Here is a 20,027-nt window from a genome sequence, read left to right on the forward strand (position 1 = left end):
TAAGAGGTTCATTTTCTGTCTGGGATGAGTTGAAACGGTGATGCGGAAATATCGATTTGGATGAAAAATGGTTGCGGCAATGATTTCTGGTCTGTTTCCGCATTGATGCGATGAAGAAGATCGCAATGCGGTGTTTCGATCGTGCCTGGTCTTAGATGTGCGCTATTCTCCCCTTGCGCGATTGTCGGATGCCGCGCTGGGGGCAACCGTGCGGCATCATGATATTGCCGGCAGCGGCGAGAGGTCTGTGCTTGATGGGGCGCCGCGGACGCACGCGCCGGCACGACGCATTTCGCCGCGGAGAAGCCTTGCGGCTCTGGTTCAGCTCAGCCGGTCGATCGCGTCGCTGTCGAGGCCACCGGGGATGATCATGATCGGGCAGGGCATCTTGCCCGCGTCCGATCCGGTGAAGTGGGATACCAGGGCACCGGGCGGGCCGCTGGCGGCGGCGCCCAGGACCAGGGCGGCGACATCGTCCATTTCCTCCAGCGTCTTGCGCACGACCGCGACGGGATCGCCCTGGCGCACGGTGATGCTGGGGCGGATGCCGGATTCGTCTGTCAGCGTGCCGGCCGCACTGGTCACCAGCGCTTCGGCCCGTTGCAGCGCCTCATCCTCCATCGTCGCCTGGACGCCGCCCCACTGAACGAATTCGGACGGCGGGATGAGGGCCAGGATGCGGATCGTCCCGGCCGTCTTGGCGGCGCGGCGTGCGGCGAAGCGCAGCGCGGTTTCCGCTTCGGGCGATTCGTCCACGACCACCAGATATGTCCGCATTGTTCGATATCCCCGAGAAACAAAAATCGGCCTTGCCGGCCCGTCAAAATTGCCCCGACGAACCAACGAGGTGAAATGTGGGGCATTATGGGCCCTTGCGCAAGGCGTGGCCTTGACCGTTCCGGCCAAAGGGTGAAAACGGGCTCCGAAACGGCGCGTGCCAGATAATCAAGAAGAGGCCCCGAACGCATGAGCAAGACGATCCAGATGCCTGCCCTGTCCCCCACCATGGAGGAGGGCACGCTGGCCAAGTGGCTGGTCAAGGAAGGGGACAAGGTATCGTCCGGCGACCTTCTCGCCGAGATCGAGACCGACAAGGCCACCATGGAATTCGAGGCCGTCGATGAAGGCACCGTCGCCAAGATCCTGGTGTCGGAAGGCGCCGAGGGCGTGAAGGTCGGCACCGTCATCGCGATCATCGCCGAAGAGGGCGAGGATGTCGCCGCAGCCGCCGCCAGCGGTGGCGCTGCCCCCGCGCCCAAGGCTGATGCGGTTCCCGCCAAGGCCGAAGTCGCCGCTCCCGCCGCCAAGGCTGATCCGGTGCCGGCGAAGGCCGCCGCCCCCGCCGCCGCTCCGGCGGAAGGCCGCGTGAAGGCCAGCCCGCTGGCCCGTCGCCTGGCCGAAGCCAAGGGCGTCGATCTGGCTGCTGTCGCCGGTTCGGGTCCCAATGGCCGCATCGTCAAGGCTGACCTGGATGGCGCCGCTGCTGTCCCGGCCAAGGCCGCTGCGCCGACCGCCGCCCCGGCCGCTGCTGCGCCCGCCGCTGCCCCCGCGCCGGTGGCCGCCGCCGCGCAGGATTTCGGCATCCCGCACGAAGTCATCAAGCTCAACGGTATGCGCAAGACGATCGCGCGCCGCCTGACCGAGTCCAAGCAGCAGGTGCCGCACATCTACCTGACCGTGGACATCCAACTCGACAAGCTGCTGAAGCTGCGCGGCGAGCTGAACGCCGGCCTGTCGGGCCGTGGCGTCAAGCTGTCGGTCAACGACCTGCTGATCAAGGCGCTGGGCGTCGCGCTGATGCAGGTGCCCGAGTGCAACGTGCAGTTCGCCGGCGACCAGATGCTGCAGTTCAAGCGCGCCGATATTTCGGTGGCCGTGTCGATCCCCGGTGGCCTGATCACCCCGATCGTGACTGGCGCCGACATCAAGGGTGTGGCCGCGATCTCGAACGAGATGAAGGATCTGGCCGATCGCGCCAAGGCCGGCAAGCTGCAGCCGAGCGAATATCAGGGCGGCACCGCGTCGCTGTCGAACATGGGCATGTTTGGCATCAAGCAGTTCGAAGCCGTCATCAACCCGCCGCAGGGCATGATCATGGCGATCGGCGCGGGCGAGAAGCGTCCCTTCGTGGTCGATGACTCGCTCCAGATCGCGACCGTGATGTCGGCGACCGGCAGCTTCGATCATCGCGCGATCGATGGCGCCGACGGCGCTCGCCTGATGAAGGCGTTCCGCGAACTCATCGAAAATCCGCTGGGTATGCTGGCCTGATGGCGAAGATCGACGAGCAGCCGCCGGAGCATAGCCCGGCGGTGCGCGTCATCGCCATGCCAGCCGATACCAATCCCCATGGGGATATTTTCGGCGGCTGGCTGATGAGCCTGATGGATTCGGCTGCGGGTTCGGTTGCGGCGCGCTACAGCCACGGCCGTGCGGTGACGATCGCGGTGGAGGGCATGACCTTCCACCGTCCGGTCATCGTCGGCGATGAGGTGTCGGTGTTCGCGACGCTGAAGTCGGTCGGCCGCACATCGATGAAGATCGATGTCGAGGCGTGGCGCCGTGCCCGCCATGACGACCGATCCTATCGCGTGACCCAGGCGACCTTCACCTTCGTGGCGATCGGTGAGGATCGCCAACCCCGTTCCGTGCCGCCGCTGCCTGCTCAATAAGGGCGCGGCCTGACCAAGATATCGAAAGAACGAGAGAGACCATGGCTGATACCTATGACCTGATCGTCCTCGGCTCCGGCCCAGGCGGCTATGTTGCCGCCATCCGGGCGGCGCAACTGGGCCTCAAGACCGCGATCGTGGAGCGCGAAAATCTGGGCGGCATCTGCCTCAACTGGGGCTGCATTCCGACCAAGGCGCTGCTGCGTTCGGCCGAAATCTTCCATTATATGCAGCATGCCAAGGATTATGGCCTGGTTGCCGAGAAGATCAGCGCCGACATCGAGGCGGTGGTGAAGCGTTCGCGCGGCGTCGCCAAGCAGCTCAATCAGGGCGTCACGCACCTGATGAAGAAGAACAAGATCGCCGTCCACATGGGCGACGGCAAGCTGACCGGCAAGGGCAAGCTGACCGTCACCAAGGACGGCAAGAGCGAAGAGCTGACCGCCAAGCATATCATCATCGCGACCGGCGCCCGCGCCCGCGACCTGCCGCAGCTGAAAGCCGACGGCAAGCGCGTGTGGACCTATCGCCACGCCATGACTCCGGCGGAAATGCCGACCAAGCTGCTGGTCATCGGATCGGGTGCGATCGGCATCGAATTCGCCAGCTTCTACAACGACATGGGCGCTGATGTGACCGTGGTCGAGATGATGGACAGGATCGTGCCGGTCGAGGATGCCGATGTCTCGGCCTTCCTCGAAAAGGCGGTCAAGAAGCAGGGCATGACCATCCTGACCGGCGCCAAGATCGAGAAGATCGCCGCGACCGACAAGGCCGTGACCGCGACCATCAAGGACAAGGCCGGCAAGGACATCACCGCCGAATATAGCCATGTCATCGTGGCGATCGGGATCGTGCCCAATGTCGAGAATATCGGTCTGGAAGAGGTCGGCGTCGAGCCCGACCAGCGCTTCCACATCAAGACCGACCCCTATGGCCGCACCAATGTCGACGGCATCTGGGCGATCGGCGACGTCACCGCGCCGCCATGGCTGGCCCACAAGGCGAGCCATGAAGCCGTCACCACGGTCGAGGCGATCGCGCAGGCGCTGGGCAACAAGGATGTCCACCCGCATGCGATGGACGTGCGCAACATTCCGGGTTGCACCTATTGCCACCCGCAGATCGCATCGGTCGGCCTGACCGAAGCCAAGGCCAAGGAAGCGGGCTACGACGTCAAGGTCGGCATGTTCCCCTTCATCGGCAATGGCAAGGCGATCGCGCTGGGCGAGGCCGAGGGCTTCACCAAGACCGTGTTCGACGCCAAGACCGGCGAACTGCTGGGTGCCCACATGATCGGCGCGGAAGTGACCGAGATGATCCAGGGCTATACCATCGGCAAGACGCTGGAGACGACCGAGGCGGAGCTGATGCAGACGGTGTTCCCGCACCCGACCATCTCGGAATCGATGCATGAAAGCGTGCTCGCGGCTTATGGGCGTGCGCTCCATATCTGATCGGCAGGTCATGCTGGCAAAGGGCGCGGGGATGTTCATCCTCGCGCTTTTTTGCGTGCTGGGAATCGCGCTGGCGCAGCGCAATGGGCTGCTTGACGATCTGAATATCGGCCTGATGGGCTGGGCCGGGCAGGGGCGCGAGACGGCGCTGGGCGGGCATGTGACCATGGTCATGCGGCTCGCCTCGGCGATCGGTGGCACGGCGATCCGCATCATCCTGTCGCTGGTCGTGCTGGGGGCGCTGGTCTTTACCGGGCGGCGTGCGGCGGCCTCGTGGTTTGCGGGGGTGGAGATTGGCGGCACGCTGCTCAACCTCATCCTCAAGCAGATTTTCGCCGCGCCCCGGCCCGACCTGCTGCCGCATCTCGACATCGTGCATAGCTATAGCTTTCCCAGCGGCCATGCGGCGGGGAACATGATGTTCTTTGGTGCGCTGGCGATGCTGGCCGGCCGACGCTGGGCTTATGGCGCGGGCGGGGCGATGATCGCGCTGATCGGCGCCAGCCGGGTGTGGCTGGGCGTGCATTGGCCAAGCGATGTGATGGCCGGATGGGTCGAAGGGCTGGGCTGGCTTATGCTGTGCGCGGTCTGGCTACCAGCGCGGCGAGGGCAGCAGTAAGGCGCGGGTGATGTTGCCGTGCGGCGGCATGCCGTCGGCGGTGACGAAGCCATGGACCCAGAAACTGTCCCAGGCGCTGAGCATCGCGATGATGAGCAGCGTCAGGCCGGCGCCGACGCAGAGCAGGCGGGCTCTGCGCAGCGGATTGGCCGGCATCAGCGCCAGCAGCACGAGCGGCAGCAGCGGCAGGAAATAGCGGCCCTGCGTCCCCTGGATATAATCGGCGCCGAGCGGCGTGCCGGTGAGATACATGGCGGTTTCAATCAGCAGCGCGGTGCCGAGCGCGATCGCCAGCCACCAGAGCCGCTGGCCGAGGCCGAAGCGCACGCCCGATCCGCTCAGCACGGCGCTGCCAAGCATCAGCAGGGCAAGGGGGTAAGCGAGCAGCGGCAGCAGGATCGCGTTCCAGCCGAAGCGGCCGACGATTTGCAGCGCATAGACTGGTGCCCGCTCGACGATGCTGGAGACGAGGATCCGGGCATAGCCGGCCGGATCGGCCAGGATCACGGCGAGTTGCTGCGCCAGCGGCGCGGTCAGCACGCTCTCTCCGGTCTTGCGCGAGGTGATGTGATAGAGCGCCTGGCTGCCGCCGTTCGCCTTCATCCAGACAGCGAAGATGACAGCCCCCAGCAGCATCGCGCTCAGGATCAGCGCGTTGCGAAGCAGGCTGGCGCGGCTGGGCCAGCGCAGGCCGGCGGCCATCAGCGGCAGATAGACGCCCTTGGCCAGCGCCAGCAGCGGCGCGGTGACCAGCGTGGCGACGGTGCTGGCGCGCTGCGGCGCCATGAAGCCGATCCGCAGCGCCAGAGCGAGGCCGAGAAAGCCAACGCCGTTGATGACCGCATCGGGCGAGAGCGAGCCGGTCTGATAGCAGAAGGTCGGCAGCAGCGCGGTGCCGAGCAGCGCCATCCGGCCGAAGGGGATGAGGCGCAGCGCGGCGACGAGCAGCAGCAATGCGGTCAGCGCATTGACAATACGGCCGGCGTAGAAGGCGCCGATGCGCGGCAGGCCGAGCGCATCGCCGATCGCGAGGCCGACGGCGCCGGGGGCATAGAGGGTCGGCGCATAGCTGGCGACATTGGGAAATTCGGCAAAGCGCGTGCCGGGGCGGGCAGCGTCGGCGGCCCAGGCGCGGTCGATCATCGCCTTGTCATAGCGGTGGCGTTGGCCGTCCGGTTCGGTCGGGAAATCGTTGGCATGAAGATCGACCGCCGCGCGCGACAGTTCCGCGCCGATCCGGTCGCCCTGGATTTGCGTCACGACATGGCCCTGCGACAGGGCCAGCGCCTTCATATAATGCTGGTTCTCATCCGGAGCCTGGAAGGGCGGGGTCAGAGTCGCGAAGAACAACGTCGCGAGGCAGATCGCAAGAAGCACTATCCGTTCGAGACGCGACCATGGCGCGGCGATCGCCATGTCGGCATAAGGATGGTGCCTGAAAGAAGATCGCTCGCTGCGCATGCCCGCCGTTCGGTTGAATATTGATACGCCCTAGATATGCCCCGTTAACATTTCGCGATGGACACTATGAAGGCCGAAAATATGCGACATTGGTTTGTTCCGGCCCTGCTGCTGCTGTCGACGCCGGCATGGGCTGAAGAGTCAGACAAGGAGGTGCCCGCCGGGATGATCCTGCACGCCGACACGCCGTTGTTCGGTGACGAGACCGAGGATAAATGGCCGCAGGCTTTTACGAGTGATGATGCCAAGGAATTTGGTTGCACCAGTCGTGTTGCCTTCGGCGACTGGCAGATCCAGCCGTCCGATCCTGATGAGGATCCATTCTGGTACCGGATCAGCAACTATGGGGTGTTCCATTGCTGGGCCAATGTCGCGCAGGCATCTGCGCGCGAGGCGCTGGCTCATGCGGAGGTCGTGCCATCCTTTTTTTATATTTCTGGGCACGCAAGGCGCAACGGAACTTTGGGCGTTGCAGAAGGGCGCTGTACCGGGCAGCGATTATCTGCTGCTGGCGCGCGAGCGCGGTGATGGGATCATCAGGCGCTTCTTTCTTTTGCAGCGTGATTGCACGGGGCAAGCCCTGCGCAAAGGACGGCAACTCGACATATTGAACACCCGCTATTGTCATGTCGCTTCGCCGGCCGATCTGCTGGCAATTGCCCGGAGGATGGTGAAACGCCAGCCCTTGGGCATACTGGCGCTAGTGCCTGACGCCAAAGATGACGGCGAAGTTGACAGGCAAACGCCCTAGGCGTGCCCTGAAAAAGGAAGAGGCCCTCAGGCCTCTTCCGCTTCCAGTTCCTGCTCGACCGGCGGGTGGAGCCGCAGGCGGGTGACGCGGCGGCCGTCGCTGGCCAGGACTTCCAGTTTCCAGCCGCTCTGTTCGTGCGGGATGATCTCGCCCGGTTCGGGGACGCGGCCGGCGAGCACGAAGGCGAGCCCGCCCAGCGTGTCGACATCTTCCTCAATCTCGCCCAGGCGCGGGTCGATTTCCTCGGCCACATCGTCCAGTTCGGCGCGGGCGTCGGCATCCCACATGCCGCCTTCCAGCGGCACCAGCATCGCTTCGGGCGCGTCGTCATGCTCGTCCTCGACCTCGCCGACGATTTCCTCGACCAGATCCTCGAAGGTCAGCAGCCCTTCGGTGCCCGAATATTCGTCCAGCACGATGGCGAGATGGGTGCGCTTGGCGCGCATTTCGGCGAGCAGGTCGAGCGCGCCCATGCTTTCGGGCACATAGAGCGGCTGGCGGATCAGCGGCGCCAGCGTGTCGGGCACCGGCGCCTTGCCAGCGAGGATCGCGAAGGCATCGCGGATATGGACCATGCCGACGATCGTATCGAGCGTCTCGCGATAGACCGGGATGCGGCTATGACCGGCTTGGGCGAACAGTTCGGCCAATTCGGCAAAGCTCGCCTTTTCCTCGATCGCGACAATGTCGGCGCGGGGCAGGGCGACGTCGTCGACCGTATGTTCGGAAAAATGCAGCAGGTTGCGGACCATCTGCCGCTCGATCGCGGACAGGTCGCCCTTGGCAGGCGGGGCCGCGCCCTCTTCCTGCTCTTCCTCATCATATTCGTCGAGCGCCTCTTCCAGTTCCTTGCGGAGGCTGGGGGCTTCATTCTCGCCGAACAGGAGCGACTTCAGGCCGCTCCATAAACCGCCCTCGTTACTACTGTCCGCTTCCTTGGAACCGGCGCTATCCTTCGGGCTGCCTTCAGCCATCTTACTTCCTATTCCCCTGTTTCAGAACATTGTCGAAGCCGGTGACAGACCGGATCCGAATAAGCATGATCAACCATTGTCCCGATCCCCATAGGGATCGGCCAGGCCAAGGCTGAGGAGCGCGCGGATTTCCAGCGCTTCCATCGCCTCGGCTTCATTGTCGTCCATATGGTCATATCCAAGCAAATGAAAAGTCCCGTGGACGATCAGATGCGTGGCATGGTCGGCGACCGATATGCCCTTTTCCGCGGCTTCGGCGGCGCAGACCCCCTCGGCCAACACGATATCGCCCAGCAGAACCTCGCCATCGTCGGTATTGGCCGTCACTTCCAGCAGGTCTTCCTGCACCATCGGGAAGGACAGGACGTTGGTCGGCTTGTCCTTCTCGCGATAGGCGCGGTTGAGCTGATGCACCTCATCATCGTCGGTCAGCTTGACCGCAACTTCATAGAGGGTGGAGTCGGTCGCGAAGGCGGCATAGGGACTGTGCGCAATGGCGGCCGAAACCGCCTGTTGCGCGAGAAATTCCCAGTCCGGGCCGGGCCAGCCTTCTTCATGAAGGACAGCGACTTCGATCATAATGTTGAGATCCGTTGTGAAGATTTAGGCATCCGGCCCCTCATAGGCCTGGACGATGCGGCCGACCACCGGATGGCGGACGACGTCGCCAATGCCGAAGGGGACCATGGCGATGCCCTCGACCCCGTCCAGCCGCGCGACCGCGTCGGCCAGGCCGGAAATGCCGGGTTGCGGCAGGTCGACCTGCTTGGGATCGCCGCAGATGACCATGCGGCTGCCTTCGCCAAAGCGGGTCAGGAACATCTTCATCTGGGCGATGGTGGTGTTCTGTGCCTCGTCCAGCACGATGAAGGCATTGGCCAGGGTACGGCCGCGCATGAAGGCGAGCGGCGCAATCTCGATCTCGCCGCTGGCGATCCGCCGTTCGACCTGTTCGGCCGGCAGCGTGTCGTGCAGCGCATCGTAGATCGGCCGCAGATAGGGATCGACCTTTTCCTTCATGTCGCCGGGCAGGAAGCCGAGCTTCTCGCCCGCCTCGACAGCCGGGCGGGAGAGGATCAGGCGGTCGACGCTGCCGGTGATGAGCTGGCTGACCGCCTGGGCAACCGCCAGATAGGTCTTGCCGGTGCCTGCCGGGCCAAGCGCGAAGATGATGTCGTTCCGGGTCAGCGCCTCCATATAGGCGACCTGTGTGGCGGAGCGCGGGACGATCGTCTTCTTGCGGGTGCGGATCATCACCTTGGGCGGTTCGGCGACGTCATGGCGGATGATGCCGTCCAGCGTCGGTTCGGCCGACATGGCGATCACGGCTTCCACTGCGCCATTGTCGATTTCCTGCCCGGCGATGATGCGGTTGTAGAGGCCGGTCATTACGTCGCGGGCGCGGGCGGCGGCTTCGGCCTCGCCCTCGATCTGCAGCTTGTTGCCGCGCGCGGCGATATAGACGCCCAGGCGGTTCTCGATCGCGACCAGATTCTGGTCATATTGGCCGAACAGCGCACCCAGAAGATGCGGCTTCTCGAACGTCACTTCCAGGCGCGCGCGCTCGGCAATGTCGGTGCGGGGATGGTGCGGTTTCTTGCCCATTCAAAAGCCTCCCTGGCTCGTCATGCATCTCGTAAGGACCGGCAGGCGCCGTGGGTCGGGGAGATGGCTTCCCGGCTGTGCGGGAATGACGAGGCTTTGGTTCAAGCGGCTTTCCTCCTGCTGATTTCGCCGGCCAGGCTGTTCGGGCCGGCGCTGATGATATCGACATCGACCATGTCGCCAATGCCATATTCGGGCGCGGTGACATGGACGGATTGCAGCCAGGGCGTCTTGCCGATCAGCTGGCCGGGATAGCGGCCCTTGCGTTCGAGCAGGATGCTGGTGGTGCGGCCCACCGTGGCGGCGTTGAAATCGACCTGATGGCGGTTGATCGCGGCCTGCAGCCGGGCCAGCCGTTCGTCCATCACCGCCGCCGGGATCTGATGATCCATGTCCGCCGCCGGGGTACCGGGGCGGGGGCTGTATTTGAAGGAATAGCATTGCGCATAACGCACTTGCTCGACGATCTTGAGAGTATCTTCGAACTCTGCGTCGGTTTCGCCGGGGAAGCCGACGATGAAATCGCCGGACAGGGCGATGTCCGGCCGCGCCTCGCGCACGCGCTCGATGATGCGCAGATAGCTGTCGACCGTGTGGCTGCGGTTCATGGCCTTGAGGACACGGTCATTGCCTGATTGCACCGGCAGGTGGAGGAAGGGCATCAGCTTGGGCTCGTCGCCATGGGCGGCGATCAGCCCGTCGCTCATGTCGTTGGGATGGCTGGTGGTGTAGCGAATGCGCTCCAGTTCGCTCAGCCGTGCCAGTTCGCGGGCCAGGCCATCCATGCCCTGCATCCGGCCCCGATCATCCTCGCCGGTCCAGGCATTGACGTTCTGGCCGAGCAGGGTGATCTCGCGCACGCCGCCATCGACCAGCGCCTTGGCTTCGTCCAGGATCGCGGTCCAGCTGCGGCTGATTTCCGCGCCGCGGGTATAGGGCACGACGCAATAGGTGCAGAATTTGTCGCAGCCTTCCATGATCGTCAGGAAGGCGGTCGGCCGGGCCTGCTTGGTGCGGCCGGGCAAAGCGGCGAACTTGGAATTGGCCGGCATGTCGGTGTCGACCGCCTCCTCGCCGCGCTGCGCCTTGCCAATCAGGTCGGGCAGGCGGTGATAGGCCTGCGGGCCGACGACGATGTCGACATTGCGGGCGCGGCGCTGGATCTCGCCACCTTCGGCTTGGGCGACGCAGCCGGCGACGGCGATCATCGGGCGCGTGCCATCCTCGCGAGTCAGGCGGCCTATGTCGGAATAGACCTTGTCCACCGCCTTTTCGCGGATGTGGCAGGTGTTGAGAATGACGAGGTCGGCCTCTGCGCCATCGGCAGCAGCGGTCATGCCGCGCTCGCCCAGCATTTCGGCCATGCGTTCGCCATCATAGACGTTCATCTGGCAGCCGAAGGATTTGACCTGGAAGGTGGCCGGGCCCTTGCCGGCTTTATGTTCGGGGGCGTCGTTACGATTCATGCCGTCCAGCTATACAGGCGCTTGGCCCGAAGAGGAAGGTGGCAGGTGCGCGGCAATGCTCGCGGCGATCCGCTGGTGCGCGGTGGCGGCCAATATCTTGCGATCGGCGCAACTGGCCGGGTCAAACGGCTCCAGGAACCGGATGGTGACGGGCAGGCGGCCCTTGCGCTCCAGCAGCCGTTTGGCGTTGGCGCCGGCGGGTTCGTCACCGTGCCAGGCGATCTCCGCCGTGGCGGCGCCATAATCGATATGGACCGGCTGGATCATCACCGCGCGCGGCGGCGGCATCAGTACGGCGAGCAGCGAGGGCTTGAAGGGCAGCAGGCCACTGCCGTCGCTGGTCGTGCCTTCCGGAAAAAGCGCGACCGGCTGATGGCCGGCGAGTGCGGCGCGCAACGCATCGAGCTGGCCCGACAGGCTGCCGCGTTTCTCGCGCGAGACGAACAGGGTGTTGTTCTGGGCCGCGAGCCAGCCGATCACCGGCCAGCTGGCAATGCCGTCATGGGCGACGAAGGCTGCGCCGGTCGCGTCGGCGAGGGCGAGAATGTCGATCCAGCTGACATGATTGGCGACCAGGAACATGTCGCTGTCGACCGGGTGACCTTCCACCCGGACGCGGGCGCCGACCGAGCGGGCCGCCATCCCCAGGAAGCGGCGTGGCCAGGGAGATGGACGGCGGAGCAGGCGCCACAAGAGGTGCGGGGGCAGGCAGAGCAGCAGGCTACCCAGCAGGGCGGCGATGCGGCCTGCCCGGCGCAGTGGCGCCAAGGCGTCAGTCCTTGCGGTCGAGGGCGACGCCGTACAGTTCCATGCGATGGTCGACCAGGCGGAAGCCGAGCTTTTCGGCGATCTGCTTCTGCAGCAGTTCCAGTTCGGGGTCGACGAACTCGATGACGTTGCCGGTTTCGACATCGATCAGATGGTCATGATGCGATTCCGGGGCCGCTTCGTAGCGGGCGCGACCGTCGCCAAAATCGTGGCGCTCCAGAATGCCGGCTTCCTCGAACAGGCGCACGGTGCGGTAGACGGTGGCGATCGAGATGCCCGGATCGATGGTGGACGCGCGCTTGTGCAGTTCCTCGACATCGGGGTGATCGGTCGCGTCGCTCAGCACCTGGGCGATGACCCGGCGCTGTTCGGTGATGCGCAGGCCCTTTTCGTGGCAAAGGGCTTCGACGTCGATCTTGCGGTTCATGCGGGGGGCTGGCTCGCTTCAAAAATGGAAAAGTCGGACATTGCCTAGCCGCTTTTGTTCCAACGGAAAAGGGGCGCATCGTCGATGCGCCCCTTTCGCAATAGGTAAATGCCGAAGTTGTGGGGCTTATTTGCCGCCACGGGTCCGGCGGCGCTTGGTGCCCAGGCCGATCTTCTTGGCCAGCGAGCGGCGCTGTTCGGCATAATTGGGGGCGACCATCGGGTAATCGGCCGGCAGGCCCCACTTGGCGCGATAATCTTCGGGGGTCATCTGATAATGGGTCATCAGGTGCCGCTTGAGCATCTTCAGCTTCTTACCGTCTTCCAGGCAGATGATGTAATCCGGCTTGATCGATGCGCGCACCGAAACAGCCGGTTCCGGCTTGACTTCGGGGGCGGGTGCCGGGGTCGAAAGACCGGTCAGCGCGGCATGAACATTCTGGATCAGCGTTGCGACGTCGGAAACAGCAACACTGTTGTTCGAGACGTGCGCAGCGACAATGTCGGAGGTCAGAGTGACGAGCAGTTCGCTCTGTGCCGATTCGTTTTCCATTTTTCTTGTTTCCTGCAAAGGCTTCTATTGTGCGACCCGCCTGAGGAAATGGATTCAGAGCGGTATATCTTGGCTAGACCCTGTGGCCTGCCTTCGCAAGAGAAGATTGCCTTAAACAAGCATGTCGATGCGAAAACTCAAAGCGTCATGAAGCTTTCCATCATTGCCTCGATAGTAACCGGGGCGACGATGTACATATTCGAAACCAATAGTCTCATAAAGTTTGACCGCCATGTTCGATGCGCGGACTTCCAGGTTCATCGACGTGATGCCACGGCGACGCGCCAGCGTCAGGCTGTGGCCCAGCAGGGACCGGCCGATGCCACGGCCACGCCATAGCGGATCGACCGCCAGCAGCAGCAGTTCGCATTCGTCCAGCACCGAACGGACCAGGGCGAAGCCGAGCGGGGCCGCATCGACATGGGCGACGGTCAGCCAGGTGCCTGGCATGGTCATGACCCCCGACAATTGGGGCAGGGTCCAGGCCTCGCCGAACAGCGGGTCGAAGGCGCGGGTCATCACTTCCATGGCGTCGGCGAGCGCATTGCGCTCGCCCTCGTCATAGGTGTCGAGCGTCAGGCCGGCGGGGATCATGAAGCGGCGCGCTCCGCGATCGTCTTGGCGTCGGCCTCGCGGCCATAGAGCGGGGAGGGGGCAAGCGGCGGCAGCTCCGCAATCAGGCTGTAGCGCGCGGCTTCGGGATAGAGGGCTATCGCGGTGCCGTCGCCGCGTGCGGTGACCAGCGCCTCGGCCCCGGTGCCGTAAAATTGTGCCATGTCCAATTGGGTCGCGAGCGTGGCGATCGGCGTAGAGGCGGGCTGGGTCGTGGCGGTGCGGCCATCGGCCTCGAACAATTGCCAGAAGAGTTCGCCATGGCCGCCGGTGATGGTGACGGCGATCGGACCTTCCTGATGGTCGGCGGCCGCCATCGCGGCGATCAGGCAAAAGGCGCTATAGCCATGGAGCGGCACCGACCAGGCGAGTGCCAAAGCTCGGGCGGCGGCGATGCCGATGCGCACGCCGGTGAAGCTGCCCGGCCCGACATCGACCGCGATCGCATCGGCGCGCCCGCCATCGGGCAGCGCGGCGATAGCGGGCAGCAGCGCCTCGGCATGGCCGCGGCCGACGATTTCATGAAAATGGCCGATTGGCTGGCCGTCTTCCAGCAGCGCAACGGACAGCGCCTGGGTGGCGGTGTCGATGACCAATATGCGCAAATTCACTCCCCCGAAGCCGCGGTGCCGATATGGATAAGGCTGCGGTTAATCGATCCGGGGCGATTTGCCAAATCCGGTCATCGCAGCGTCAGACCGCGCGGACTTCCGTCACTTCCGGCACATAATGTTTGAGCAGCTGCTCGATGCCGTTCTTGAGCGTGGCGGAGGAGGAGGGGCAGCCGGCGCAGGCGCCCTGCATGCGCAGATAGACGGTGCCCTTGTCGAAGCCGCGATAGATGATGTCGCCGCCGTCATTGGCCACGGCCGGGCGCACGCGGGTTTCGATCAGATCCTTGATCTGGTCGACGATCTCGGCATCTTCCGGATGGTCGGTGAAAGCCTCTTCCTCGGCCGGGACGCTGAAGCCCGCGGCGGTGCCGGCGGCGAACAGCGGCATGTTGGCCGAGAAATGGTCGAGCAGTATCGAGAGGATTTCCGGCTTCACGTCGCTCCATTCGGCGCCCGGTGCGATCGTCACCGAAATGAAGTCGGCGCCGAAGAAGACGCCGGTCACGTCACCCAGACCGAACAGCGCATCAGCCAGCGGCGAGGCTTCCGCCTCTTCGGGGCTGGCGAAGTCGCGGGTGCCCGCGGCGCCCATGACGGCCTGGCCGGGGAGAAATTTGACGGTCGCCGGATTGGGCGTGAGTTCGGTCTCGATCAGCATGGCCGCTATGTGGCGACGTGCGCGCGCGAGATCAAGCGGTCAAACGGAACTTCGGCGGCGTCGAGCCATTTCCTTTGGTGAAGCCCCAGATAAGGAGATGGAAAGATGAGCGACGACAAGGATATTCGCGAGCGTTTCTGGACGGACCTGTCGAGCAGCCCGTTCCTGATGGTGGGGTTGCAGGATGCCCATGCGCACAGCGTGCCGATGACCGCGCAATTGGACAAGGATGCCGATCATTGCTTCTGGTTCTATACCAGTCGCGACAATCGGCTGGCGCCCGGCGGCCCGGCGATGGCGCAGTTCGCGGCGAAGGACCATTATCTGTTCGCCTGCATCAACGGCACGCTGGTGCCGGAGACCGACGAGGCGGTGATCGACCGTTATTGGTCGAAGCAGGTCGAGGCCTGGTATCCGGGCGGACGGCAGGATCCCAACCTGCTGATGCTGCGCTTTGATCTTGGCACGGCGGAGATCTGGCGCGCCGATCTGTCGATCGGCGGCGTGTTCAAGATGATGTTCGGCGGCGATGTCCGGGCGGAGTTGCGCGACAAGCATGCCGAGGTCAGCCTCTAAACCCGAATGTCATGTTGGGCGGCCGCGGGCGAAATCCCGTGGCCGCTTGCTTTTCGGCGGCATTTGCCCCATATGTGCGGCAGCGCAGCATGGCCCTTGGGGCCCGATAGCGATTGGCAGCGTGATCGTTCCCGGCTCTGACAGGCCCTGGGAACCGGCCAATGATAGTCTGCGCCAAGCTTGAGGCTTCCCTATTCACGCGGGTCGTTTCCTAACCCGCCTTGCGCCCTTGCTGCGTCCGCAGACAGGTTGGCGCCCGGCCGACTTGTGAGTTTCTCATGCATTTCAATGAACTTGGTCTTTCCGAGCCGATCATCAAGGCGCTTACCGCCAAGAAATATGCCGAGCCGACGCCGATCCAGCAAAAGGCCATTCCGGTCCTGCTGGAAGGCCGCGACCTGTGCGGCATCGCCCAGACCGGCACCGGCAAGACCGCAGCCTTCGCGCTGCCCAGCCTCGACTATTTCGCGCGCAACCCCAAGCCGACGCCGATCAAGGGCTGTCGCATGCTGGTGCTGTCGCCGACCCGCGAGCTGGCCGCCCAGATCGCCCAGAGCTTCCGCGACTATGGTCGCTTCCTGCGCCTGTCGGTGGAAACCGTGTTCGGCGGCGTGCCGGTCAACAAGCAGATCCGTGCCCTGTCGGCCGGCGTCGACATCGTCGTCGCCACCCCCGGCCGCCTGCTCGACCTGATCGACCAGCGCGCCTTCACCATCAAGGACACGGAAATCTTCGTCCTCGACGAAGCGGACCAGATGATGGACATGGGCTTCATCCATCCGCTGAAGCGCATCGCCAAGCTGTTGCCGCGCGATCGCCAGAACCTGTTCTTCTCGGCCACCATGCCCAAGGAGATCGAGGCGCTGGCCGGCCAGTTCCTCAATGATCCGGTCAAGGTCAGCGTCGCGCCGCAGTCGACCACGGCCGAGCGTGTTCGCCAGCAGCTGACCTTCGTCAACCAGGCGGAGAAGCAGGCGCTGCTGCACATCGTGCTGAAGACCGAGGAGATCGACCGCGCGCTGATCTTCACCCGCACCAAGCATGGCGCCGACCGCGTCGTGCGCTTCCTGGAGGGCGCGGGCATCCAGGCCTTCGCGATCCATGGCAACAAGAGCCAGGCGCAGCGCACCACCGCGCTGCAAGCGTTCCGCCATGGCCATTGCAAGCTGCTGGTCGCGACCGACATCGCCGCGCGCGGCATCGACGTGTCGGGCGTGTCCCACGTCATCAACTTCGAAATCCCGAACGTGCCGGAACAATATGTCCACCGCATCGGCCGGACGGCGCGCGCCGGCGCAGACGGTATCGCCATCAGCTTCGTGGCGGATGATGAACGGCCTTATCTGAAGGCAATCGAGCGGGCGACCAAGGTGAAGCCCGAGATCGTGCCCCTGCCGGAGAATTTCCTGGAGGCCGTGCGCAACCTTCCCAAGCCCGCGCCGCAGCGCAAGGGGCCGAGCCAGAGCCCGGCCCAGCAGGCCAAGCGCGCCGAAGGCCAGCGTCGTTATCAGGATGGGCAGAAGGCCCAGCGCGGCGCGCCCGACAAGGCTCGCCGGGGTGAAGGGGGCCATCGTGGCGAGGGCGCGCATCGTGGCGAAGGCGATGGTGCCGGCGCCAAGAAGAATTTCCGTCGTCGTCGCGGTGGCGGCGGTGGCGCCGTCGGCACGCACAAGGGCGCGGTCCAGCGCACCGGCGCACCGCGCGGCTAATAGCTGAGGCGTTCCGGGCGTTCCCCCCATGGAGCGTCCGGGACCAACCGGTCTGGCGCGCGCAATTTTGCGTGCGCGCCATATTTTCATTGTCGCATCGCTTGGGGCGCAAGAGCGGTTCCCCCTTCTGTGTGCAATGCTCCGATGCAGCGGCGTGACCATCTTTGTCAGTGGTCATTCAGGAAAATGCCGTTAGGCTCCCCTGCCTATGCGTTTGACCTCTCGCCGTTCGGCCGCTTCGCTCACCATTCTTGCCCTGCTTCTGTCGGGCTCTCCCCTGCCGCTGGCGGCCAGGACCGATCCTTCGGTTGCCGGGGCAAAGGCCGCGCCGGGCGGCAGCCAGGCGGATATCCGCCCCTGGCTCTACGAAAATAGTGATGTGCCGATCGACACGGCGTGGCGGTTCGGCACGCTGTCCAACGGGCTGCGCTATGCCATCCGCCGCAATGGCGTGCCGCCGGGGCAGGTGTCGATCCGCCTGCGCATCGATGCCGGATCGCTGATGGAGCGTCCCGACGAGCAGGGCTATGCCCATTTCATGGAGCATCTGTCGATGCGCGGCTCGCGCCATGTGCCCGATGGCGAGTCGAAGCGCATCTGGCAGCGGCTGGGCGTAACCTTCGGCAGCGACAGCAATGCCGCGACCACGCCGACCGGCACGACCTATGCGCTGGACCTGCCCCAGGCCAATCAGACGAGCCTTGGCGAAAGCCTGAAGATCCTGGCCGGCATGATGACCGACCCCAATATCGTCGACAGCGCGGTCGATGCCGAGCGGGCGGTGGTGCTGGCCGAACGGCGCGAGAGCGACGGGCCGCAGATGCGGATTTCCGATGCCAGTCGCCAGCATTTCTTTGCCGGCCAGACCTTGGCCGACCATGCGCCGATCGGCACGGTCGCAACGCTCAACGCGGTGACCGCGGCCAAGGCCGAAGCCTTCCACCAGCGCTGGTATCGCCCGGAAAACACTGTGATCGCGATTGCCGGCGATATCGACCCGGCACTGGCCGAAGAGTTGCTCAAGGATAATTTCGCCAGCTGGCAGGATAGCGGCAAGGGCGCCGAGCAGCCCGATTTCGGCGAGCCGGACCCCAAGGCCCCGGCCACCCGCGTCGTGGTGGAACCGGGCTCGCCAACGGGCCTCACCATGGCCTGGCTGCGTCCGTGGAAGCCCCATGCCGACACGATCGTCTATAATCAGGACAAGCTGACCGACATGCTGGCGCTGCAGATCGTCAGCCGACGGCTGGAGCAGGCGGCACGGGCAGGGGGCAGCTTCCTGGCGGCGGGTGTCGACCAGCAGGATATCAGCCGGTCGGCCGACGGCACCTTCATCACCATCACGCCCACCGGCGAGAATTGGGATAAGGCGCTGGCCGATGTGCGCGCGATCATCGAGGATGCGAAGGCCGCGCCGCCGACCCAGCAGGAAATCGACCGCGAATATGCGCAGCTTGACACGGCGCTGGCGATCCAGGTCGAAAATGCCGACACGGAAGCCGGGGCCAAGCAGGCGAGCGATCTGGTGAGCGCGGTGGACATTCGCGAAACTACGGTCAGCCCGCAGGCCGCGCTCGACATCTTCCGCTCCGGCAAGCCGGCGATGACGCCGCAGAAGATATTGGATTGCACCCGCCGCCTCTTTTCCGCCGGAGTTTTCCGGGCGATGCTGATCACCGGCAAGGTCGAGGCGGGGCAGGAGCAGAAGCTGGCCGCTGCGCTCGCCGCGCCGGTCAAGGCGGCGACCAATGCCCGCCTGGCCGACAAGGCGGTGACGATGGACGACCTGCCCAAATTCGGTGCGCCCGCGACCGTCGTGTCGCGCACGCCGGTCGGGTTGCAGGGCATGGAGAGCATCACCTTCTCCAACGGCGTCAAGCTGACGCTGTTCGCCAATGATGCGGAGACCGAGAAGGTGCGCATCAATGTCCGCTTCGGTCATGGCCAGCAGGCCTTCTCGCCCACCAAGCCGGTGGCAAGCTGGGCTGGCGATTATGCGCTGGTGGCCAGCGGCATCGGCAAGCTGGGCCAGCGGGAGCTGGACGACCTGACCAATGGCCGGCGCATGGGCATGCAGTTTTCGACCGACGATGACGCGTTCGAATTGCAGGCGGTGACCCGTCCGGCCGATTACAAGGACCAGTTGCGCCTGTTCGCCGCCAAACTGTACCAGCCCGGCTGGGATCCCGCGCCGATCGCGCGGGTGAAGACCGGCGCCTCGGTCGCCTATGACGCGATGTCGCGCGCGCCCGATGGCGTGCTGGGGCGCGACCTCAACTGGCTGCTGCATGACAAGGATGTGCGGTTCCGCACCCCGTCCAAGGCGGAAATCAACGCGCTGACGCCAGAAAGCTTCCGCCAGACCTGGGAGCCGATCCTGGCTTCGGGGCCGATCGAGATCCAGATTTTCGGCCAGGTGAAGGCGGAAGAAGCGATCCAGGCCGTGGCGGCGACCTTTGGTGCGATGCCGGCCCGCCCGGACGTGCCGGTGCCGGCCGCGAACAAGGTGCAGCGTTTCCCCGCCCATGTCGAACAGCCGGTCATCCTGCGCCATGATGGCGACAAGGAGCAGGCGGCTGCCGTCATGGCCTGGCCGACCTCGGGCGGCTTTGCGCTGACGAAGGAGGCGCGCCAGCTCGAAATCCTGACCCAGATCTTCAATGACCGGCTGTTCGACAAGCTGCGCTCGACCGAGGGCGCTGCCTATTCGCCCAGCGTGCAGAATAGCTGGCCCTTCTCCTATGATAGCGGCGGCTATATCTTGGTGACCAGCCAGGTGCGGCCCGACCGGGTCAATTATTTCTACAGCGTCGTGAAGGAAACGGCGGCCGATCTGGCGAAGACGCCGATCAGCGCCGACGAACTGCAACGGGCGGTGGCGCCGATGCGGCAGTTGCTGATGCGCGCCAGCACCGGCAATGCCTTCTGGATGGGGCAGATGGAGGGATCGACCCATGATCCCCGCTATGTGCAGGCGATGCAGACCATGAGCCAGGATCTGCTCAACGTTACGCCGGCCGATATCCAGGCGCTGGCGACCAAATATCTGGTGCCGGGCAAGAGCTGGTCGGCCGTGGTGTTGCCTCAGGGCGTCGCTGCCAAATAG

General features: G+C 64.8%; 20 protein-coding genes. 8 read left to right on the plus strand and 12 right to left on the minus strand.

Annotated elements, in window-relative coordinates:
* Positions 1 to 321: 321 nt before the first annotated feature.
* Complete coding sequence (locus BRX37_RS10040; RefSeq protein ID WP_004207608.1) at positions 322 to 777, minus strand: universal stress protein; 456 nt, start codon at positions 775 to 777, stop codon at positions 322 to 324.
* 189 nt (positions 778 to 966) lie between these two features.
* Here BRX37_RS10040 and BRX37_RS10045 point away from each other — a divergent pair, with 189 nt between their 5' ends.
* Genes BRX37_RS10045 through BRX37_RS10060 form a run of 4 tightly spaced genes read left to right on the plus strand, consistent with a single transcriptional unit; the run spans position 967 to position 4,748 of the window.
* Positions 967 to 2,271, plus strand: coding sequence for a pyruvate dehydrogenase complex dihydrolipoamide acetyltransferase (locus tag BRX37_RS10045; RefSeq protein ID WP_063141293.1), 1,305 nt, complete (start codon positions 967 to 969; stop codon positions 2,269 to 2,271).
* Positions 2,271 to 2,672 (plus strand): acyl-CoA thioesterase, encoded by a 402-nt coding sequence (locus tag BRX37_RS10050; protein WP_004207606.1) that lies wholly within the window; start codon positions 2,271 to 2,273, stop codon positions 2,670 to 2,672. The genes BRX37_RS10045 and BRX37_RS10050 overlap by 1 nt, the downstream gene beginning before the upstream one ends.
* A gap of 41 nt (positions 2,673 to 2,713) precedes the next feature.
* Complete coding sequence (gene lpdA / locus BRX37_RS10055) at positions 2,714 to 4,129, plus strand: dihydrolipoyl dehydrogenase (protein ID WP_125986688.1); 1,416 nt, start codon at positions 2,714 to 2,716, stop codon at positions 4,127 to 4,129.
* Positions 4,107 to 4,748 (plus strand): phosphatase PAP2 family protein, encoded by a 642-nt coding sequence (locus BRX37_RS10060; RefSeq protein ID WP_125986690.1) that lies wholly within the window; start codon positions 4,107 to 4,109, stop codon positions 4,746 to 4,748. Before lpdA ends, BRX37_RS10060 begins: the two co-directional genes overlap by 23 nt.
* Here BRX37_RS10060 and BRX37_RS10065 read toward each other — a convergent pair.
* Positions 4,722 to 6,164, minus strand: coding sequence for a DUF2142 domain-containing protein (locus BRX37_RS10065; protein ID WP_125986819.1), 1,443 nt, complete (start codon positions 6,162 to 6,164; stop codon positions 4,722 to 4,724). The genes BRX37_RS10060 and BRX37_RS10065 overlap by 27 nt on opposite strands.
* 111 nt (positions 6,165 to 6,275) lie before the next feature.
* Between BRX37_RS10065 and BRX37_RS10070 the strand changes: the two genes are divergently transcribed.
* Positions 6,276 to 6,737, plus strand: coding sequence for a hypothetical protein (locus BRX37_RS10070; protein ID WP_318276656.1), 462 nt, complete (start codon positions 6,276 to 6,278; stop codon positions 6,735 to 6,737).
* Positions 6,738 to 6,986: 249 nt separating this feature from the next.
* On the opposite strand, the gene BRX37_RS10075 is transcribed toward BRX37_RS10070, so the two are convergent.
* The 10 genes from BRX37_RS10075 to BRX37_RS10120 form a co-directional block, all read right to left on the minus strand.
* Entirely contained in the window at positions 6,987 to 7,934 is a 948-nt protein-coding gene (locus BRX37_RS10075) for a hemolysin family protein (RefSeq protein WP_125986692.1), read from the minus strand.
* 69 nt (positions 7,935 to 8,003) lie between these two features.
* The gene (ybeY, locus tag BRX37_RS10080) at positions 8,004 to 8,513 is read right to left on the minus strand and encodes an rRNA maturation RNase YbeY (RefSeq protein WP_037516911.1); all 510 of its coding nucleotides are present in this window, start codon (positions 8,511 to 8,513) and stop codon (positions 8,004 to 8,006) included.
* Between the two features lie 24 nt (positions 8,514 to 8,537).
* Complete coding sequence (locus tag BRX37_RS10085) at positions 8,538 to 9,539, minus strand: PhoH family protein (protein ID WP_125986694.1); 1,002 nt, start codon at positions 9,537 to 9,539, stop codon at positions 8,538 to 8,540.
* Positions 9,540 to 9,640: 101 nt separating this feature from the next.
* Positions 9,641 to 11,005, minus strand: coding sequence for a tRNA (N6-isopentenyl adenosine(37)-C2)-methylthiotransferase MiaB (gene miaB, locus BRX37_RS10090; RefSeq protein WP_125986696.1), 1,365 nt, complete (start codon positions 11,003 to 11,005; stop codon positions 9,641 to 9,643).
* A gap of 9 nt (positions 11,006 to 11,014) precedes the next feature.
* The gene (locus BRX37_RS10095) at positions 11,015 to 11,773 is read right to left on the minus strand and encodes a lysophospholipid acyltransferase family protein (RefSeq protein WP_125986698.1); all 759 of its coding nucleotides are present in this window, start codon (positions 11,771 to 11,773) and stop codon (positions 11,015 to 11,017) included.
* Between the two features lie 4 nt (positions 11,774 to 11,777).
* Positions 11,778 to 12,200 carry a Fur family transcriptional regulator gene (locus BRX37_RS10100; RefSeq protein ID WP_004207596.1) on the minus strand — a complete coding sequence of 141 codons (423 nt, stop codon included), beginning with the start codon at positions 12,198 to 12,200 and terminating at the stop codon, positions 11,778 to 11,780.
* 126 nt (positions 12,201 to 12,326) lie between these two features.
* Positions 12,327 to 12,752, minus strand: a complete 426-nt coding sequence (locus BRX37_RS10105) for a Ros/MucR family transcriptional regulator (RefSeq protein WP_004207595.1) — start codon at positions 12,750 to 12,752, stop codon at positions 12,327 to 12,329.
* Between the two features lie 111 nt (positions 12,753 to 12,863).
* The gene (locus BRX37_RS10110; protein ID WP_004207594.1) at positions 12,864 to 13,346 is read right to left on the minus strand and encodes a GNAT family N-acetyltransferase; all 483 of its coding nucleotides are present in this window, start codon (positions 13,344 to 13,346) and stop codon (positions 12,864 to 12,866) included.
* A complete protein-coding gene (tsaB, locus tag BRX37_RS10115) occupies positions 13,343 to 13,969 on the minus strand; it encodes a tRNA (adenosine(37)-N6)-threonylcarbamoyltransferase complex dimerization subunit type 1 TsaB (RefSeq protein ID WP_164522444.1) in 627 nt (208 codons plus the stop codon). Before tsaB ends, BRX37_RS10110 begins: the two co-directional genes overlap by 4 nt.
* An 88-nt stretch (positions 13,970 to 14,057) precedes the next feature.
* The gene (locus tag BRX37_RS10120; RefSeq protein WP_125986700.1) at positions 14,058 to 14,636 is read right to left on the minus strand and encodes a NifU family protein; all 579 of its coding nucleotides are present in this window, start codon (positions 14,634 to 14,636) and stop codon (positions 14,058 to 14,060) included.
* 105 nt (positions 14,637 to 14,741) lie between these two features.
* Here BRX37_RS10120 and BRX37_RS10125 point away from each other — a divergent pair, with 105 nt between their 5' ends.
* The 3 genes from BRX37_RS10125 (at position 14,742) to BRX37_RS10135 (ending at position 20,027) form a co-directional block, all read left to right on the plus strand.
* On the plus strand, positions 14,742 to 15,212 hold the full coding sequence (locus tag BRX37_RS10125) for a pyridoxamine 5'-phosphate oxidase family protein (RefSeq protein ID WP_125986702.1): 471 nt from the start codon (positions 14,742 to 14,744) through the stop codon (positions 15,210 to 15,212).
* A gap of 278 nt (positions 15,213 to 15,490) precedes the next feature.
* A complete protein-coding gene (locus tag BRX37_RS10130; protein ID WP_125986704.1) occupies positions 15,491 to 16,921 on the plus strand; it encodes a DEAD/DEAH box helicase in 1,431 nt (476 codons plus the stop codon).
* Positions 16,922 to 17,129: 208 nt separating this feature from the next.
* Positions 17,130 to 20,027, plus strand: coding sequence for a M16 family metallopeptidase (locus BRX37_RS10135; RefSeq protein ID WP_125986706.1), 2,898 nt, complete (start codon positions 17,130 to 17,132; stop codon positions 20,025 to 20,027).

Origin of the sequence: Sphingomonas sp. S-NIH.Pt3_0716, from assembly GCF_003950715.1 — a bacterium.
Taxonomy (GTDB): domain Bacteria; phylum Pseudomonadota; class Alphaproteobacteria; order Sphingomonadales; family Sphingomonadaceae; genus Sphingobium; species Sphingobium yanoikuyae_A.

Bases quoted from the DNA above. Each gene is read 5' to 3' on its own strand.
- BRX37_RS10040 (WP_004207608.1), bottom strand. From the start codon at position 777: ATGCGGACATATCTGGTGGTCGTGGACGAATCGCCCGAAGCGGAAACC.
- BRX37_RS10045 (WP_063141293.1), top strand. From the start codon at position 967: ATGAGCAAGACGATCCAGATGCCTGCCCTGTCCCCCACCATGGAGGAG.
- BRX37_RS10050 (WP_004207606.1), top strand. From the start codon at position 2,271: ATGGCGAAGATCGACGAGCAGCCGCCGGAGCATAGCCCGGCGGTGCGC.
- lpdA (WP_125986688.1), top strand. From the start codon at position 2,714: ATGGCTGATACCTATGACCTGATCGTCCTCGGCTCCGGCCCAGGCGGC.
- BRX37_RS10060 (WP_125986690.1), top strand. From the start codon at position 4,107: ATGGGCGTGCGCTCCATATCTGATCGGCAGGTCATGCTGGCAAAGGGC.
- BRX37_RS10065 (WP_125986819.1), bottom strand. From the start codon at position 6,164: ATGGCGATCGCCGCGCCATGGTCGCGTCTCGAACGGATAGTGCTTCTT.
- BRX37_RS10070 (WP_318276656.1), top strand. From the start codon at position 6,276: ATGAAGGCCGAAAATATGCGACATTGGTTTGTTCCGGCCCTGCTGCTG.
- BRX37_RS10075 (WP_125986692.1), bottom strand. From the start codon at position 7,934: ATGGCTGAAGGCAGCCCGAAGGATAGCGCCGGTTCCAAGGAAGCGGAC.
- ybeY (WP_037516911.1), bottom strand. From the start codon at position 8,513: ATGATCGAAGTCGCTGTCCTTCATGAAGAAGGCTGGCCCGGCCCGGAC.
- BRX37_RS10085 (WP_125986694.1), bottom strand. From the start codon at position 9,539: ATGGGCAAGAAACCGCACCATCCCCGCACCGACATTGCCGAGCGCGCG.
- miaB (WP_125986696.1), bottom strand. From the start codon at position 11,005: ATGAATCGTAACGACGCCCCCGAACATAAAGCCGGCAAGGGCCCGGCC.
- BRX37_RS10100 (WP_004207596.1), bottom strand. From the start codon at position 12,200: ATGAACCGCAAGATCGACGTCGAAGCCCTTTGCCACGAAAAGGGCCTG.
- BRX37_RS10105 (WP_004207595.1), bottom strand. From the start codon at position 12,752: ATGGAAAACGAATCGGCACAGAGCGAACTGCTCGTCACTCTGACCTCC.
- BRX37_RS10110 (WP_004207594.1), bottom strand. From the start codon at position 13,346: ATGATCCCCGCCGGCCTGACGCTCGACACCTATGACGAGGGCGAGCGC.
- BRX37_RS10120 (WP_125986700.1), bottom strand. From the start codon at position 14,636: ATGCTGATCGAGACCGAACTCACGCCCAATCCGGCGACCGTCAAATTT.
- BRX37_RS10125 (WP_125986702.1), top strand. From the start codon at position 14,742: ATGAGCGACGACAAGGATATTCGCGAGCGTTTCTGGACGGACCTGTCG.
- BRX37_RS10130 (WP_125986704.1), top strand. From the start codon at position 15,491: ATGCATTTCAATGAACTTGGTCTTTCCGAGCCGATCATCAAGGCGCTT.
- BRX37_RS10135 (WP_125986706.1), top strand. From the start codon at position 17,130: ATGCGTTTGACCTCTCGCCGTTCGGCCGCTTCGCTCACCATTCTTGCC.